The organism is Sphingomonas sp. UNC305MFCol5.2, assembly GCF_000712135.1.
Classification (GTDB): domain Bacteria; phylum Pseudomonadota; class Alphaproteobacteria; order Sphingomonadales; family Sphingomonadaceae; genus Sphingomonas.
Window position 1 is genome coordinate 1,132,215 of record NZ_JOOE01000001.1, and the last position, 15,473, is coordinate 1,147,687.

Genomic DNA, 15,473 nt, shown 5'->3' on the forward strand with positions numbered 1-15,473 from the left:
ACACAAGCCGACACGGGACTGTCATCGCACTGCAGCAACGCCGCCACCGACCGGTCATCACCCACCCCTAAGCCCCGCTCGCCGCACTCAGCGGTCCTGTCGGGGAACAATCAAAATGAAGGTCGCATATCCTGTTCGTGCCGGGCTGTTCGCGCTGCTCGTCAGCTGTAGCACCGCCGCGCTCGCGCAAACCAGCACCGAAAGCGCCGCGCCCGAAGCCGAGGCGCAGGACGGCGAAATCGTCGTCACCGGCCGCGCCGGCGCGGGCGAGCGGACGCGGGTCGAGACCAGCTACGCGCTCACGTCGATCGACAATGACGCGCTGCGCTCGCGCGCCGCATCGAGCGTGACCGAGACGCTCAAGTCGGTCCCCGGTTTCTGGGTCGAGGCTTCGGGCGGCGAAGGCAGCGGCAATGTTCGCGCGCGCGGCATCCCGGTCGACGGTTTCGGCTCGATCAACCTGCTCGAGGACGGGCTGCCGGTGCAGCATGACCCCTCGCTCGGCTATCTCAACGCCGACCAAGCGTTCCGTATGGATGAATCGATCGAGCGCGTCGAAGTCGTCCGCGGCGGCCCCTCGTCGATCTTCTATCCCAACGCTCCCGGCGGCGTGGTCAACTTCATCACCCGCAAGCCCGGCGATTCGATCTCGGGCGTCGCACGCGTCCTCTATGGCCCGACCGCCGAGCTCTACCGTTTCGATGGCTGGGTCGGTGCGCCGATCGGCGGCGGCTGGGGCCTGAGCGTCGGCGGCTTCTACCGCAACGAGCAGGGCGTGCGCGATCCAGGCTTCACCGGCAACAAGGGCGGCCAGATCCGCGCGGACCTGCATGGCGATTTCGGCAACGGCAGCACCACCTTCAGCTACAAGCATCTCGACGACCACGCGATCTTCTACACCGGCATCCCGCTGACCAAGGACAGCAAGGGCGACATCGTCGGCCTGCCCGGCTTCGATCCGCATTACGGCACCACTGCGAGCCGCGCGGTAGAGCGGATGACGCTCAAGAGCGCCACCGGCCCGGTCGATTTCCGCGAATCCGACGGCACCAGCATCCGGCTCGATCAGCTCAGCTGGCTGAGCGACTGGGAGTTCGGCGATGGCTGGAAGATCTCGAACAATCTGCGCTACCGGGATTCGCGCACGGTGCGCAACGGCGTCTATCCAGCGTCGGTGAGCACCGCGACGGCGCTCCTCGACACCTATCGCAGCCAGGTGCTCGCCGCCTATCCGGGCGCGACCAGCATCCAGCTGCGCTATGTGGATGGCGGCACGCCCTTCGACGTGACCGGCCAGAACGGCAATGGCGACGTGTTCATCAACGCCGCGCGCCCGGTGACGGTCGAGGAAAGCGAATTGCTCGACGATCTGCGCCTCGCCCGCAGCTTCGCGATGGGCGGCACCACGCACGATTTCGCGATCGGCGCCTATTACGCCTACATCAAGGAGACCTTCACGCGCTATTCCGCCTCGACGCTCCAGGACGTGTCGGGCAATTCACGCCTGCTCGATCTGGTCGCGCTCAACGCCGCGGGCCAGATCGTCGGCGCGCTCACCGACAAGGGCGTCGCGCGCTACGGCTCCGAATTCGCCAACGGCTATGGCTCGTCGAACACGATCGCACTCTACGCTTCGGACGAATGGCAGCTCACGCCGGCGCTGCGCATCGACGGCGGCGTGCGCTGGGAGAAGGTGAGCACGCGCGGCGCGCAGGAAGGCAACCGCACCGTCAACCTCGGCGATCCGACCACGCTCGCCGATAACACGGTGCTCACCGGCAACGGCGTGTTCACGCCTTATAATCGCGACTTCGACCGGGTGGGCTGGACGCTCGGCGCCAATTGGCAGTTCACCCGCGGCGCCGGGCTGTTCGCACGCTACACCTCGGCCTTCCGCCTGCCGAGCGTCGGCAGCTTCATCACCAACGCCACCGCGCAGCCGGTGACCCAGGGGATAAAGATGTGGGAAGCGGGGCTCAAATACGCTTCGCCTCTGGTCAGCCTCTACGCCACTGCGTTCCTGACCGACTTCGACTCTTATTCGATCGGCAACACCCAGTTCAATCCGGCGACCAACGGCTACACTCAGCAGACCGTGTACACCGATACCCGCGCCTACGGCGTCGAGTTCGAGGGCACGCTGCGCCCGGTCGCCTGGTTCGATTTCACGCTCAACGGAACCTGGCAGAACCCCACCTTCCGCAACCTGAAATATAACGAGCTGTCGGGCACCACGCTGATCCCGCGCGATTATAGCGGCAACCAGCTCCTCCGCGTTCCCCGCCTCGCACTGCGTGCCACTCCGGCGGTCACGCTGTTCGACAATCGCTTCCGCGCACAGGTGGACGTCGAGCATTATACCAAGCGCTATGCCGATGCGGCCAACACCTCGCAGCTGCCCGCTTACACCGTGATCAACGCCAGCGTCCGTCTGGGTGTGACCGACCAGATCAGCCTCTGGGCCTATGGCGACAACCTCACCAACACGATCGGCCTGACCGAGGGCAATCCGCGCGCGGGCGAACTGACCAGCGGCCAGGCCAACGACCTGCTGTTCATCGGCCGTCCGATCGTGGGCCGCAATGTCCGCTTCGCGGTGGACTTCAAGTTCTGATGCGCTTCCTCGCGCCTGCGCTGCTCGCCCTTCTCGTTCCCGGCGCGGCGGCGGCGCAGGACGCGGTCTTCACCGGCGAGATCACCGGTGCCGACCATCAGCACTACAAGCCGGTTCCGTTCGATGTCCCCGCGGGCGTCGAACGGATCACCGTCACTCTGACCTACGACAAAGCCAACAAGACCGTCGTCGACATGGGCGTGTGGGACCCGGAGCGCTTCCGCGGCTGGAGCGGCGGCACGCGCGACCGCTTCACCCTCGCCCCCAGCGACGCCACGCCCGGCTACCTCACCGGCGCGCTGCCCGCGGGCCGCTGGCAGCTGATGCTCGGCGTCCCCAATGCGCGCGCAAACAGCCGCGCCGCTTATCGCGTGACGGTGGATTTCGACCGTGCCGGCGGCACCCATGCGAGCGAGCGGATCGCCGACGCGCCGCTCAATCCCGCGTCCGGCTGGTATCGCGGCGACTTTCACATGCACGACGCCAACAGCGACGGCAGCTGCTCCAGCCAGAGCGGCAAGCGTGTCCCCTGCCCGCTGTTCCGCACCGTCGAGGCCGCGGCCAAGGCCGGGCTCGATTTCGCCGCGGTCACCGATCACAACACGACGGCGCATTTCGGCGGGCTGCGCGAACTCCAGCCCTATTTCGACCGGACATTGCTGATCCCCGGGACCGAGATCACCACCTTCGGCGGCCACGCCAACATCTTTGGCGAGCGCCGCTTCGTCGATTTCCGCGTCGGCGCCGCCGTTCCCGACATCGCCGCTTTGACTCGCGACGTCGCCGCAGCGGGCGCGATCCTGTCGATCAACCACCCCGCGCTGCCTTCGGGCGAAGCCTGCATGGGCTGCGGCTGGATCTGGCCGAACACCGACTGGAACCGCGTCACTGCGATCGAGGCGATCAACAGCACGATCACGACCGGCCCGCTCGCCGGCATCGGCTTCTGGTATGCCCGGCTCAACGAAGGCCATCGCCTGACCGGCATCGCCGGGAGCGACAATCACGATCCAGACGCACCCGAAGGCAAGGCCCCGATCGGCCGCCCGACCACGGTGGTCCATGCGCCCGAACTGTCGCTCGCGGGCATCCTCGCGGGGATCCGGGCAGGCAATGTCTTCATCGACGTCGCCGGCACGCGCAACCGTCTCCTCGAAGTGACTGCGGCGGCGGGCAAGTCGAAGGCGGTGATGGGCGGGACGATCGCCGGCGATGCCGGGCTGCGCATCCACGCCCATGCCGTCGGCGTCGGCGGGGCCAGCGCCGAGCTTGTCGTCAACGGCGCGGTGGCGGCGCAATCGCCGGTCGCCGGCGACGACGCGCATGTCGAATTCCCGCTCGCGCCGCGAAGCTGCGGCTGGGCAGCGGTCAACGTGCGCGACGGCGAGGGGCGTCCGCTGCTGGTCGGAAACCCGATCTATCTGACCTGCCGGCGATCATAGGGCGGAAACAACTATCTCCCCTCCCTGCTCGCAGGGAGGGGCTGGGGGTGGGTGCGCGCGTCTGCGCGCCTAAAAAGAATCTCCAACCGGCAGCAAATTGGCACGGGCCGGGGCATCGAGCCCCAGCCCGTGCTACCCACCCCTAACCCCTCCCTTACAGGGAGGAGGAAGAATCCCGGCCTATCGCGCTTTCGACGACGGCGTCGGCGCAGGCGTGGGAGACGCCCTACGCGCCGCCCAGTCATAGGCGCCCGGTCCTGCGCACCCCCTCAGCGTCCGGTCGCCGATCCGCACCTCGGCGGTCAGCGGCAGCGTTTCCTTGCCTGCCTGACACGCCTTGGCGGTTAGCGTGATCGTCACCGGCTCGCCCTTCGGCGTCTGCGTCTCAAAACGCGCGGTGTCGCCCGCCAGCTTCGGCGAGATCGGATAGAAATCCGTGGGGCTCGCCTTGGGCGCATCCGCGAAAGCGATCGTCCCCGGCGCGATGTAGATCGCCCAATAGGGCGCGCTTCCGGTCGCGCGGATCGGCTTGTCGAGATCGACTCCGCCCAGCATCGGGCCCGGCGTGGGCGTCGGAGTAGGCACCGCGCTGTTGTTCGCCACGTCCTCGCCGCCGCCGCATGCCGCGAGCGTCAGCGCCAGTCCCATCGTCAGCAACAGCCGCATGCGTTTCTCCATCGCTCCTGTCCTGCGAAGCCGGCGCGCGCGGGTCAAGTCGGTTTCCTACAAGACGATGTTCTGCTATTGTTCCCAGATATGAGTCGCGCTGTCCCCGCTTCGGCCTTGGGCGCCGTTCCGCGCAGCGCAATAATCGATCCCGCAGTTGAAACTTTTGTTCACGATTCGCGGGAAAAGTGCGAAGTTAAGCTCGGCATTTCCAACATCCTGGCCTTCCCGCCCCGCCCGCTGCGCTGGTTGTTCCTCGATCTGAACAGCTATTTCGCGAGCGTCGAGCAGCAGCTAGATCCGGCGCTCCGCGGCAAGCCGGTGATCGTCGCGCCCGTCGATGCCGACACCACCGTCGCGATCGCCGCCTCGGTCGAGGCCAAGCGCTACGGCATCTCCACAGGCACCCCGGTGTGGGAAGCGAAGCGCAAGTGCCGCGACATCTTGATCGCCCCGGCGCGGCACGAGAAATATGTCGAGTTCCACGACGCGATCATCGCCGAGATCTGGAAGCACATTCCCGTCACCCATGTGTGCAGCATCGATGAAGTGGCATGCCGCCTGCTCGACAACGAGAATTCGCCCGAAGCCGCGGTCGCGCTGGCGAAGCGGATCAAGGCTGGCATCCGCGCGCAGGTCGGCGAATGCCTCACCAGCTCGGTCGGCATCGCGCCCAACCGGCTGCTCGCCAAACTGGCTTCCGACTTGCAGAAACCCGACGGGCTGGTGGTGTTTACTGCCGACCAGCTCCCGCATCGGCTCTACGATCTCAAGCTGCGCGAGATCGCCGGGATCGGCGCCAAGATGGAGCGCCGGCTCGCGCAGGACGGCATCCTCGACATCCGCCAGCTCTGCGAGCGGCGCCCGCGCGACGCCGGCACTGCCTGGGGCGGTACCAATGGCGATCGGCTCTGGTATCTGCTCCACGGCGTCGAGCTGCCCGAGAAGCCGACGCAGAGCCGGACGATCGGCCACAGCCACGTCCTTTCGCCCAGCAAGCGCGGGCTCGAGCCGACCCGCCTGACTGCGCGCCGCCTCGCGCTCAAGGCCGCGAGCCGGTTGCGCCGCAAGGGCTATCGCAGCCGCCTGCTCGTGCTCCACGGCAAGTTCGAGGACGACAAGTCCAACTGGCGCGCCGCGATCAAGCTGCCGAGCACGCAGGACAGTTTCGTCATCCTCTCGGCGCTGGATACGCTCTTCCCTCGCCTCGCCGAGGCCGGGCGCGCGCGTGCCGGTGGTTTTCGCCTCCGCATGGTCGGCGTCACGCTCTGCGAGATCGAGACGGTCGAGGGCGAGCAGGGCTCGCTGTTCGCCGCGCTCGATCCCGACGATCCGCTGGCGCGCGAGACGCGCACGCTCTCGCTCAGCCGCGCGATGGACCGGATCAACGAGAAGTTCGGCCGCCATGCCGTCAGCGTCGGCCCGCTGAACGGCGGGCGCATCGACGCAGTGGGGACGAAGATCGCCTTCGGGAGAATCCCGGATCTGGACGAATTTCACGAATAGAGTTCACATGGGGGAAACAATCGGCGTGTTACGTTGCGGCGCAGCACAATAATGTGACCTTGTATCACGAATCGCTTGACGATTCTTGCCACCTGTCCGAAAGCAATTCCCGCTATGAAGAACCCCTCCCTTATTGCCGCCGCCGCTTTTGCGCTTCTGTCACTTGCCGCATGCGGCAGCCAGGCTCCCGAGGAAGTGAGCAGCACCGCGCCCGATCCCATGGCGTCGCAGCTCGCCAATGCCGCGCCGATCGAGCTTCCGCCTGCGATCGCCGAGAGCGTTACGCTGCGCTGCGGCGACAACAGCCTCGTCTATGTCGACTTCTTCCAGGGCAACAAGCAGGTCCAGCTGAAGACCGAGAAGGGTGGCCCCGCCACCATGCTCAAGGCGCCCGAAGCCGGCCAGCCCTTCGAGGCCGCAGGCGGCTACAAGCTCACCGGCACCTCGAAGAACGTCAGCGTCACGCTTCCCGGCAAGCCCGCCAAGACCTGTCACGCCTGAAACGCGACCGATTAGTCATTTCCAAGGGCCGGCGGGGCTTCCCCGCCGGCCCTTTTTCATGCCAGCGTGCGCGCGGCGCCGGGAGGGACTCGCTTGGCTACGATCGCAGTGTACAGCCTGAAGGGCGGCGTCGGTAAGACCACGCTGACGGTCAACCTCGCCTGGGCCGCCGCGCGCTCGGCGCGGCGGACCTTGCTGTGGGACCTCGATCCCCAGGCGGCGTCGACTTTCCTGCTCGAAGGCCAGGCGAGTGGCCGCAACGAGGCGCAGGCGATCTTCACCCGCGATGTCGGCCCCGCCAAGCTCGCCCGGCATACCGGGATCGATCGGCTCGACCTGATCGCCGCCGACACGTCACTGCGCTCGCTCGATCGGACCTTCCACGAACTCGACAAGAAGAAGCGCCTCGCCAAATTGCTCGGCGCGCTGGCCGAATCCTATGATCGCGTGCTGCTCGATTGTCCGCCTGGGCTTACCGAAACCAGCGAGCAAGTGATGCGCGCCGCCGACCTGATCGTCGTCCCCGTCATCCCCTCGCCGCTCTCGATGCGCGCGCTGGCCGAAGTCGAGAACCATCTCGGACGGCGCGGCAAGGTGCCGCTGATGCCCGTCCATTCGATGGTCGACCGGCGCCGCAAGCTGCACGGCGAGGCGCTCGCCGCGCATCCGGACTGGCCGGTAATCCCGATGGCGAGCGTCGTCGAAACCATGACCGTGCACCGCCGGCCGCTCGGCGCCTTCGCACCGCGCAGCCCGGCCACGCAGGCATTCGCATCGCTTTGGCAAGCGATCGAACGCCGGCTGGCCTCCGCGCGTTGAGGCGGAGATGACTCGCGCGCTCCCGCCCCAGCCGGATCTCGATCCCGATCTCGTGCTGCGCGCTTATGCAATGGGCGTATTCCCGATGGCGGATCACCGGATGGCGTCGAGCGTCTATTGGGTGGAGCCCAAGCTGCGCGGCATCCTCCCGCTCGACGGTTTCCATCTGTCGCGCTCGCTCCGCAAGACGATCCTCGCCGAGCGATTCCGCGTCACCGCCGACACGGCATTCGAACGCATCATCCAGCTCTGCGCCGAATCCGCGACCGACCGGCCCGATACCTGGATCAACGGCCCGATCGAGCGCGTCTTCATGGAGCTCCATCGCCGCGGCTTCGCGCATTCGATCGAGTGCTGGGACGGCGATCGGCTCGCCGGGGGGCTCTACGGCCTCGCGCTCGGCAAGGCGTTCTTCGGCGAATCGATGGTCACCCGGGTACGCGATGCCTCCAAGGTTGCGTTCGCGCATCTCGTCGCGCGGTTGAAGGCGGGCGGCTTCACCTTGCTCGATTGCCAGTTCCAGACCGGGCATCTCGCCACGCTCGGCGCGGTCGAAGTGCCCCGCGACGATTACGTGGTGTTGCTGGGCGCAGCGCTCGGCGATTCGACGGCGGGGCTCTCGGTGGGCGCACCTTCGGTCGACGGCGATTTCTCCGCGCTGGAACGGTTGCCGGAGCCGCCGCCAGCCGAAGGTGCGGGCACCGTGTCGGGTCCGCTGTCGCGGAAGGTCATCGCGCAGCTCTTGGGCCACACGTCGTAGATCGGGTGCTGGACGACGTTGAGCGCCGGCCGCTCCTTGTAGAGCCAGCCTGAGAAGACTCGCCGCCAGCTCTTGTCGAGCTGCTGCACATCGACCTGCACGAAGGCACCGGTGAGCTGATCGGCTTCCCAGGGCGCGGTCTTGTCGCAAGCGCGCAGCCGGACGATGACGTCGCCGATCCGCGCCGCCTGACCGGGTTTGAGCTTGAATTCGCGCGCGACGCCGTTGCGCTTGTTGAGCAGGCCGAGCACCGCCTCGCGCTCGTTCATCGGCGTGGCGGCGGCGTTCAGCGCGCTGGTATCGGGGCCGACCGCCACGACTTCCGCGCCGCCCGTGGCATTGCCCGGTCCGGTGGTGATGATCAGATCGTCGGCGCTGTTATTGCCCGCTCCCTCGCCGCCCTTGCACGCGCCAAGTCCGAGCAGCAGCAGCGCTGCCGCCGCAGTTGCGGCGCCTTGCCTCATGCGTCGGGGGTCCAGGCCTCGTAATCGCCGGTGGAGCGCGCCCGCCGGCCACCCGCCTCGAGCGCGCCGGGCGGCCTATAGGCCAGGCGCGTGCCGGTCTGGTTGGGCTCCGGGGCTTTTTCCCACACGCGCGGCGCCGGCAGCGCCTGATCGGGCGCAGCGTCGATCTGGTGGTGAAGCCAGCTGAACCATTCGGGCGGAACGCGGCTGGCATCGTTCGAGCCGCTATAGATCACCCAGCGACGCGTCACGCCATTGGGATCCTTGCCGCCCGCCCAATAGACGTTCCCCAGCGCATCCTCGCCTACCTTCGTCTTGCCGCGAAGGCCGAACCACGTGCCGAGGGTGGCGCCGTTCCACCAAGTGAAGGGATTCCGATTCAGGCTCATGCGCGCCGATTAGCTCCGGTGGCGGACGGAGGCAATCGAATCCGCGATGCCGTTCACTGCTCTCGGGTGGCCCAGCTTACCTTGTCGCCGGCGGAAATTCCCAGTTCGGCCGATTTGCCGCCGTTGATCTCGAGGACCGCGCTCACCGGCTCGCCCGATTTCAGCGGTTTCTCCGAATAGGGAACGGCGTTCGCGGCGATCGCCGCGATCGTTCCGTCGGGCCGGATGAACAGGATGTCGAGCGGGCTCGGCGTGTTCTTCATCCAGAAGCTCGCCTCGCGCGGGCCGCCGCCCTCTGCGGGATAGGGCGCGAAGAGCATGCCGCCATCCGCGGGCAGATTGGTGCGGAACATCAACCCCCGCTCCTGCTCGGCAGCGGTGCGGGCGACCTCGACATTGAACTGCCGAGGCCCGCTTTTGGTGCGGATCGTCACTGCGACCTTGGCCGCCGCGCTCTGCTGCGGATCGGCGTTCGCGCCCGCATCGACCATGCATGCTGTGGATACGAGCAATGCCGCGGCGGCGAACGCCACCCTCACTCCACGCCTGCGAATCATTGTCTCAGCCGGTCCTTTCGACCGCCACAGCGAGCGGCCCTTTGTCACCTTCGACGATGCGTGCGCTCAGGGACTGGCCGGGTTCGACTTCCTCGATCCCAGCGCGACGCAACGTCTCCATATGGACGAATATATCGGCCGAGTCCGCGTCGCGCACCAGAAATCCATAGCCCTTGAGGCGATTGAACCATTTGACGGTCACTGCCTCGAACGGCCCCGCATCGTCGATCAGCTTGACCCGATCGATGCGTTCGCATTGTCGCTTGGGCGCCTCGACCGCTTCGCTCAGGTCGATCGAGCGAATCTCCTTCGCCTGTAGCCCGCGCTGGCGTTTCACGGCGACGCATTCGACTCGCGCCCCTTCGGGCAGGCTCCGCCTGCCATGCTCCTGCAGCACGGTGAAATGAATCAGAATGTCGCCCACTGTGGCATCATCGGCAACGAGAAACCCAAACCCCCGGGTTACGTCGAACCATTTGACGACGCCGCAATAAACCTTGTCTTCCAACGCCGTTTCCGCCCCGAAACCCTCTTCCCCTGGCGGCGCGACATTTTCGTCGCGAGGCGCAAGCTGTTGTTCAGCACGCATTATCTTGGCCCCCCAAGCGACTGCATTTAACACAGCATTTTCCAAATGTGGAATTGCTTTGTTAGAGTCCGTCTTCAGGTTTAATTAGAAGCGGTCCCACGAAGGGACGATTAGCCCCTCCACGTCTTCGCCGGGCGCCATCCTGACGATCTTCCGCGAGAGGTCCAGCGCGTGTCCCGCGCGCAGCATGGCGGCCAAATGCTTCTCCTGCTGCGGCCGGTCCGCGGCTTCGCGCGCAAAGGGTCCGATCCGCTTGCGCCGGGCAAAGGCGATCGCGCTCGCTGGCGCATCCGCCTCCACGGCGGGCGCCACTGCCTCGGCGTCCTCGTTCTCGATGCCGGCGTGGCGCAGCGCCTGGGTTACGCGCCGGGCGCCCAAACCCCTGCGCCCCATCGCGCTCGCTTTGGATTCGGCGAAGAGCCGATCGTTGACATAACCGAGATCGGCCATGCGTTGGGCCAGCCCGGCAAGGTCCGGAGCCGCTTCCCCACCCCAGCCCCGCTCGCGGATCTTTCGCCTCAGATAATCGGCCAGTCGCCCCCGTGTGGTGGCGTAGCGCTCGACATAGCGCAGCGCGAAACGCTCCAGATCGGCGGCGTTCAGGGGAGCGAGCGGGCGCCTCGGACGGGTCATGCGCCATGATTGTGCCACAGTAGCAACCGATTTTGAACGCCAGTGCGTAGCAGAGCCGTCCGCTGGTATGCGTTGTGGGGGCACAACGGCTCTGTCAGCTCACAGGGGCACGAGACAAAGAATGGTATTGGACGAAACGGGATCGCACCAGGGTATCATGGAGACGGGAAAACCCGTTCCTACCCCCACCGACGATAGTCACCCCCGCCGCCTCGCGGACTTCGCCACGCTCGGCGAGGCGCTGGATTATGCGGCGGAGGGCGTTCGCGGGCTGAACTTCCACGACGCTCGCGGCAATCTGACGCGGCCTTATCCCTTCTCGGAATTGCGCCACGACGCGCTGGCCCAGGCGCATCGCCTGATCGCCGCAGGGGTGAAGCCCGAGGACCGGATCGCGCTGATCGCCGAGACCGGCACCGAATTCGCCTCGTTGTTCTTCGGCGTGATCTATGCCGGCGCCTGGCCGGTGCCGCTGCCGCTGCCGACCAGCTTCGGCGGCGCGCAATCCTATATCGATCAGCTTCGCGTCCAGCTCGAAAGCTGCGACCCGTCGATGCTCATCTTCCCGCCCGAGATCGGCGCGATGTGCGCGGAAGCGGCGCGGATCACTGGCGTACAGGGCGTGGACTGGTCTGAATTCGGCAAGCGCGCGGCTCCCGAGGTCGCGCTGCCCCAGGCTGACACCAATGATATCGCATATCTGCAATATTCGAGCGGCTCGACTCGGTTTCCGCACGGCGTCGCGATCACGCACCATGCGCTGCTCAACAATCTCTCGGCGCATAGCCACGGCATGCAGCTCCAGGACCATGACCGCTGCGTCTCGTGGCTGCCCTGGTATCACGACATGGGGCTGGTCGGCTGCTTCCTCTCGGTCGTCGCCAACCAAGTCTCGACCGATTATCTCAAGACCGAGGATTTCGCTCGGCGGCCGCTGGCGTGGCTCGATCTGATCAGCCGCAATCAGGGTACCACGCTCTCTTATTCGCCAACCTTCGGCTACGACATCTGCGCGCGCCGCATGTCTTCGCAGACCAAGGCGAGCGACCGCTTCGATCTGTCGCGCTGGCGCGTGGCGGGCAACGGCGCCGACATGATCCGCCCCGACGTGATGCAGTCGTTCGTCGACGCCTTCGCCGATGCCGGGTTCAAGGCCAGCGCCTTCCTCCCCAGCTACGGCCTCGCCGAGGCGACGCTGGCGGTGTCGATCATGCCTCCGGGCGAAGGCATCGTCGTCGAACTGGTCGAGGAAACCCAGCTCTCCGGCGGCGACGTCGCACGCGAGGATCGGCCGCAGCGCTTCCGTGCGATCGTCAATTGCGGCAAGCCGGTGAAGGACATGGAAGTCCAGATCCGCGAGGAAGACGGCACGCCGCTGCCCGAAAAGGCGATCGGCAAGGTCTGGTGCCGCGGCCCTTCGGTGATGGTCGGCTATTTCCGCGATCCCGAATCGACTGCCGCATGCATGGCCGATGGCTGGCTCGACACCGGCGACATGGGCTATATTTCAGAGGGTTACGTCTATATCGTCGGCCGGGCGAAGGACATGATCATCGTCAATGGCCGCAACCACTGGCCGCAGGATATCGAGTGGGCGGTCGAGCAATTGCCCGGCTTCAAGCAGGGCGACATCGCCGCCTTCGCCATCACCACGCCCGGCGGCGAAGAGACCCCCGCAGTGCTCGTGCAGTGCCGCACTTCGGACGAGAAAGAGCGCATTCGCCTGCGCGACGAGATTCGCGAGCGGGTGCGTTCGGTTACCGGCATGAACTGCGTGATCGAGCTCGTGCCGCCGCGCACGCTGCCGCGCACCAGTTCGGGCAAGCTCAGCCGCGCCAAGGCGCGCAACCTCTATCTCAACGGCGAGATCAAGCCTTACGATCTCGCGGCGTGAAAACGGGCTTGGGCGGATCGGCAATCCGGTCCGCCCCGCCACGCCCGGCTTTCAGCAAAGCCGGCTTGCGCACGTAAATTTCCTCCGTTTCGCCAGCAAATCTAACTTCTCGCTAACCCTCTCTGGGCTATTCCCGTCCGGTGACCAGCCAGACGATTTCTCAATTTGCCCGGCCGCGCATCGACGCGCGTGCGCTTCTTGGTCTCTACGATCCCGCTGATGCCATCGATTGGGGACCGATTCGGGCCGCACAGCTCCATGCCGGCAGCCAGCTCGCTTTGTTCATGCTCACCGCGAACCTCGTCGGTGCGTCGCTCGTCACGATGCTGCTCGCGCCGCGCATACCGTTGTGGCAGCTGGCGAGCTGGGGCGCGCTCGTCGCCGCTGTCGGCTGCGCGATCGTCTTCCGTCGTCTCTCGAAACGCCACCGATCGGCCGTCACCGCGTCGCTAAAGGACGTCCGGGACACCTTGCTGGACGGCATATCGCTCGGCGCGGTCTGGTCGATCCCGCCGCTCGCGTTCGGTCATGCCGCCGACGCCGGCATGGCGCTCGGCCTGTGGGTCATCATTTCGTTGCTGATGACCGCCTCCGCAGTCGCCATGGCGGCGCTGCCGCTCGCCACCATCGCCTTCGTCACCATCGTTGGCGCTTCGGTCACGACGATGCTCGCATTGGTCGCCGCGCCCGTGCTCGCGGCCGCGGCTTCCCTGTTCACCGTGCTGCTGGTGATCGCCACCTTCGGGCGCGGCCGCGCGCTGGTGGTCAACCGCGCCAACGAGCTGGCGCTCGCCGAGCGCGACGAGACCGTGAGCCTGTTGCTGCGCGAATTCGAGGATTCGGGCTCCGACTGGTTGTGGGAGATCGACGCGCAACGCCGCGTGGCCCGCGCCAATCCGCGTTTCGCCGTCTCGCTCGGCGCCGACCCCAAGACGATCAACGGCACGCCGTTCCTGCAGATCCTCGCCGGTCCCACCTGGGAAGCGGGCAATTTCGCGCCCGCGCTGCGCGATCTCGCCGAGAAGCTCAAGGGGCGTGAGGCGTTCCGCGATCTGCTGCTCCCGGTCTATGTCGCTCAGGAAGAGCGTTGGTGGGAGATGTCCGCCAGCCCGCGCTATGACGAGCGCGGCGCGTTCATCGGCTTCCGCGGCGTCGGCTCGGACGTCACCGAGGCGCGCAAATCCGCGGACAAGATCAATCACATGGCGCGCTACGACACGCTGACCGGGCTGCCAAACCGGCTGCTGATCAACGAGTCGCTGGCGCGCGCGATGGCCGATGCCGAAAAATGGGGATCGCGCTGCGCCTTCATGATGATCGATCTCGATCGCTTCAAGGCAGTCAACGACACGCTCGGCCACCCGGTCGGCGATCGCCTGCTCGGCCGGGTTTCCGAACGCCTCAAGCTGCTGATGACCGAGAACGAGATGATCGGCCGACTCGGCGGCGACGAGTTCGCCGTGGTCGTCCGTGACGCGACCGATACCCATCGCGTCGAGCAGCTCGCCCAGACGATCATCGATTCGCTCTCCCGCCCCTATGAGGTCGATCAGCATACGCTCTATATCGGTGCTTCGGTGGGTCTCGCGGTCGGCCCGCGCGACGGGCGCAGCGCCGAGATGCTGATCCGCTCGGCCGACCTCGCGCTCTATCGCTCCAAGGATGCCGGCGGCGGCGCGTTCCACGCCTACGAGCCCCAGCTCCACATGGCTGCCGAGGAACGCCGCGTGCTCGAGATCGCGCTGCGTAACGCCGTCGAACAAGGCGAGATGCATCTCAACTACCAGCCGGTAGTCAACGCCGAGAGTGGCCAGCTCACGGGCTTCGAAGCGCTGCTGCGCTGGACTCACCCCGAATTCGGCAACGTCTCGCCCGCGAAATTCGTGCCGCTTGCCGAGGAAGCCCGGCTGATCGCTCCCATCGGCGAATGGGTATTGCGCACCGCGTGCGACGAAGCGGCGCGTTGGGACTTCCCCGCCCGCATCGCGGTCAATGTCAGCCCCGAGCAGCTCCACAATCCCGCCTTTGTCGGCATCGTCGCGCAGGCGCTGGCCCAATCCGGCCTGCCCTCCGACCGGCTCGAACTCGAAGTCACCGAGAGCGTGTTCATGCGCGAAGGCACGGTGGCGATCGAAGTGCTCGAAAAGATCCTCGATCTGGGCGTGCGGCTGAGCCTCGACGATTTCGGGACCGGCTATTCGTCGCTGGGCTATCTCGCCCACACGCGCTTCAGCTCGATCAAGATCGATCGCAGCTTCGTGCAGGGCGCATCGAAAGGCACCAAGGAAGCGATCGCCATCATTCGCGCGGTGGTGGCGCTCGCCGACAGCCTCGGCATGGCCACGACCGCCGAGGGCGTCGAGACCGAGGAAGAGCACCTCATGGTCCAGCAACTGGGCTGCACGAAGGTCCAGGGCTATTATTTCGGGCGCCCCCTTCCGGTCCACGAGGCCCGTGCGCTGGCGATGCGCCCGATCGGCGACAGCGCTGCGGCGTGACAAGTCTTGCTAGCGCCGCAACGGCCCGCTAAGGGCTGCGGCCGCACAGGGGCGTAGCTCAGCTGGTTAGAGCGTCGGTCTCCAAAACCGAAGGCCCTCGGTTCGAATCCGAGCGCCCCTGCCATTTCGCCGATTTCGCCC

13 protein-coding genes, 1 tRNA gene and 1 pseudogene are annotated in these 15,473 nt (G+C 66.5%); 9 read left to right on the top strand and 6 right to left on the bottom strand.

Annotation, left to right across the window (positions count from 1 at the left end):
* Positions 1–115 precede the first annotated feature (115 nt).
* Entirely contained in the window at positions 116–2,614 is a 2,499-nt protein-coding gene (locus BR78_RS0105490; RefSeq protein WP_029935485.1) for a TonB-dependent receptor, read from the top strand.
* Positions 2,614–4,056, top strand: coding sequence for a CehA/McbA family metallohydrolase (locus tag BR78_RS0105495; protein WP_029935487.1), 1,443 nt, complete (start codon positions 2,614–2,616; stop codon positions 4,054–4,056). Before BR78_RS0105490 ends, BR78_RS0105495 begins: the two co-directional genes overlap by 1 nt.
* A gap of 180 nt (positions 4,057–4,236) precedes the next feature.
* Here the strand turns inward: BR78_RS0105495 and BR78_RS0105500 are convergent, their stop codons facing one another.
* Positions 4,237–4,722: a hypothetical protein gene (locus BR78_RS0105500; RefSeq protein WP_051683197.1), complete on the bottom strand. Its 486-nt coding sequence runs from the start codon at positions 4,720–4,722 to the stop codon at positions 4,237–4,239.
* A 90-nt stretch (positions 4,723–4,812) separates the two neighbouring features.
* On the opposite strand from BR78_RS0105500, the gene BR78_RS0105505 reads away from it, so the two are divergent.
* The 4 genes from BR78_RS0105505 (at position 4,813) to aat (ending at position 8,308) form a co-directional block, all read left to right on the top strand.
* Positions 4,813–6,228, top strand: a complete 1,416-nt coding sequence (locus BR78_RS0105505) for a Y-family DNA polymerase (RefSeq protein ID WP_081855613.1) — start codon at positions 4,813–4,815, stop codon at positions 6,226–6,228.
* A 114-nt stretch (positions 6,229–6,342) separates the two neighbouring features.
* Positions 6,343–6,729, top strand: coding sequence for a hypothetical protein (locus BR78_RS0105510; protein WP_029935494.1), 387 nt, complete (start codon positions 6,343–6,345; stop codon positions 6,727–6,729).
* A 93-nt stretch (positions 6,730–6,822) separates the two neighbouring features.
* Complete coding sequence (locus tag BR78_RS0105515) at positions 6,823–7,548, top strand: ParA family protein (protein WP_029935496.1); 726 nt, start codon at positions 6,823–6,825, stop codon at positions 7,546–7,548.
* 7 nt (positions 7,549–7,555) lie between these two features.
* Positions 7,556–8,308 (top strand): leucyl/phenylalanyl-tRNA--protein transferase, encoded by a 753-nt coding sequence (gene aat, locus BR78_RS0105520; RefSeq protein ID WP_029935498.1) that lies wholly within the window; start codon positions 7,556–7,558, stop codon positions 8,306–8,308.
* A 35-nt stretch (positions 8,309–8,343) separates the two neighbouring features.
* Here aat and BR78_RS22345 read toward each other — a convergent pair.
* From BR78_RS22345 to BR78_RS0105540, 5 genes and pseudogenes are all read right to left on the bottom strand, one after another.
* Positions 8,344–8,772: pseudogene (locus tag BR78_RS22345) on the bottom strand (DUF2155 domain-containing protein); the annotation flags it as partial.
* Positions 8,769–9,161 carry an NADH:ubiquinone oxidoreductase subunit NDUFA12 gene (locus tag BR78_RS0105525; RefSeq protein ID WP_029935501.1) on the bottom strand — a complete coding sequence of 131 codons (393 nt, stop codon included), beginning with the start codon at positions 9,159–9,161 and terminating at the stop codon, positions 8,769–8,771. The pseudogene BR78_RS22345 and the gene BR78_RS0105525, both read right to left, overlap by 4 nt.
* Before the next feature lie 53 nt (positions 9,162–9,214).
* Entirely contained in the window at positions 9,215–9,694 is a 480-nt protein-coding gene (locus tag BR78_RS0105530) for a DUF192 domain-containing protein (protein WP_443027667.1), read from the bottom strand.
* Positions 9,695–9,722: 28 nt separating this feature from the next.
* Positions 9,723–10,307: a cold-shock protein gene (locus BR78_RS0105535; RefSeq protein WP_029935504.1), complete on the bottom strand. Its 585-nt coding sequence runs from the start codon at positions 10,305–10,307 to the stop codon at positions 9,723–9,725.
* 84 nt (positions 10,308–10,391) lie between these two features.
* On the bottom strand, positions 10,392–10,940 hold the full coding sequence (locus BR78_RS0105540; protein WP_029935506.1) for a regulatory protein RecX: 549 nt from the start codon (positions 10,938–10,940) through the stop codon (positions 10,392–10,394).
* Positions 10,941–11,061: 121 nt separating this feature from the next.
* Here BR78_RS0105540 and BR78_RS0105545 point away from each other — a divergent pair, with 121 nt between their 5' ends.
* The 3 genes from BR78_RS0105545 to BR78_RS0105555 all read left to right on the top strand — a co-directional run bounded on the left by BR78_RS0105545 (position 11,062) and on the right by BR78_RS0105555 (position 15,456).
* Complete coding sequence (locus tag BR78_RS0105545) at positions 11,062–12,834, top strand: fatty acyl-AMP ligase (protein WP_051683198.1); 1,773 nt, start codon at positions 11,062–11,064, stop codon at positions 12,832–12,834.
* Between the two features lie 140 nt (positions 12,835–12,974).
* The gene (locus BR78_RS0105550) at positions 12,975–15,332 is read left to right on the top strand and encodes a putative bifunctional diguanylate cyclase/phosphodiesterase (protein WP_029935511.1); all 2,358 of its coding nucleotides are present in this window, start codon (positions 12,975–12,977) and stop codon (positions 15,330–15,332) included.
* A gap of 47 nt (positions 15,333–15,379) precedes the next feature.
* Positions 15,380–15,456: transfer RNA gene (locus BR78_RS0105555), tRNA-Trp, on the top strand.
* The last annotated feature ends 17 nt before the right edge of the window (positions 15,457–15,473 follow it).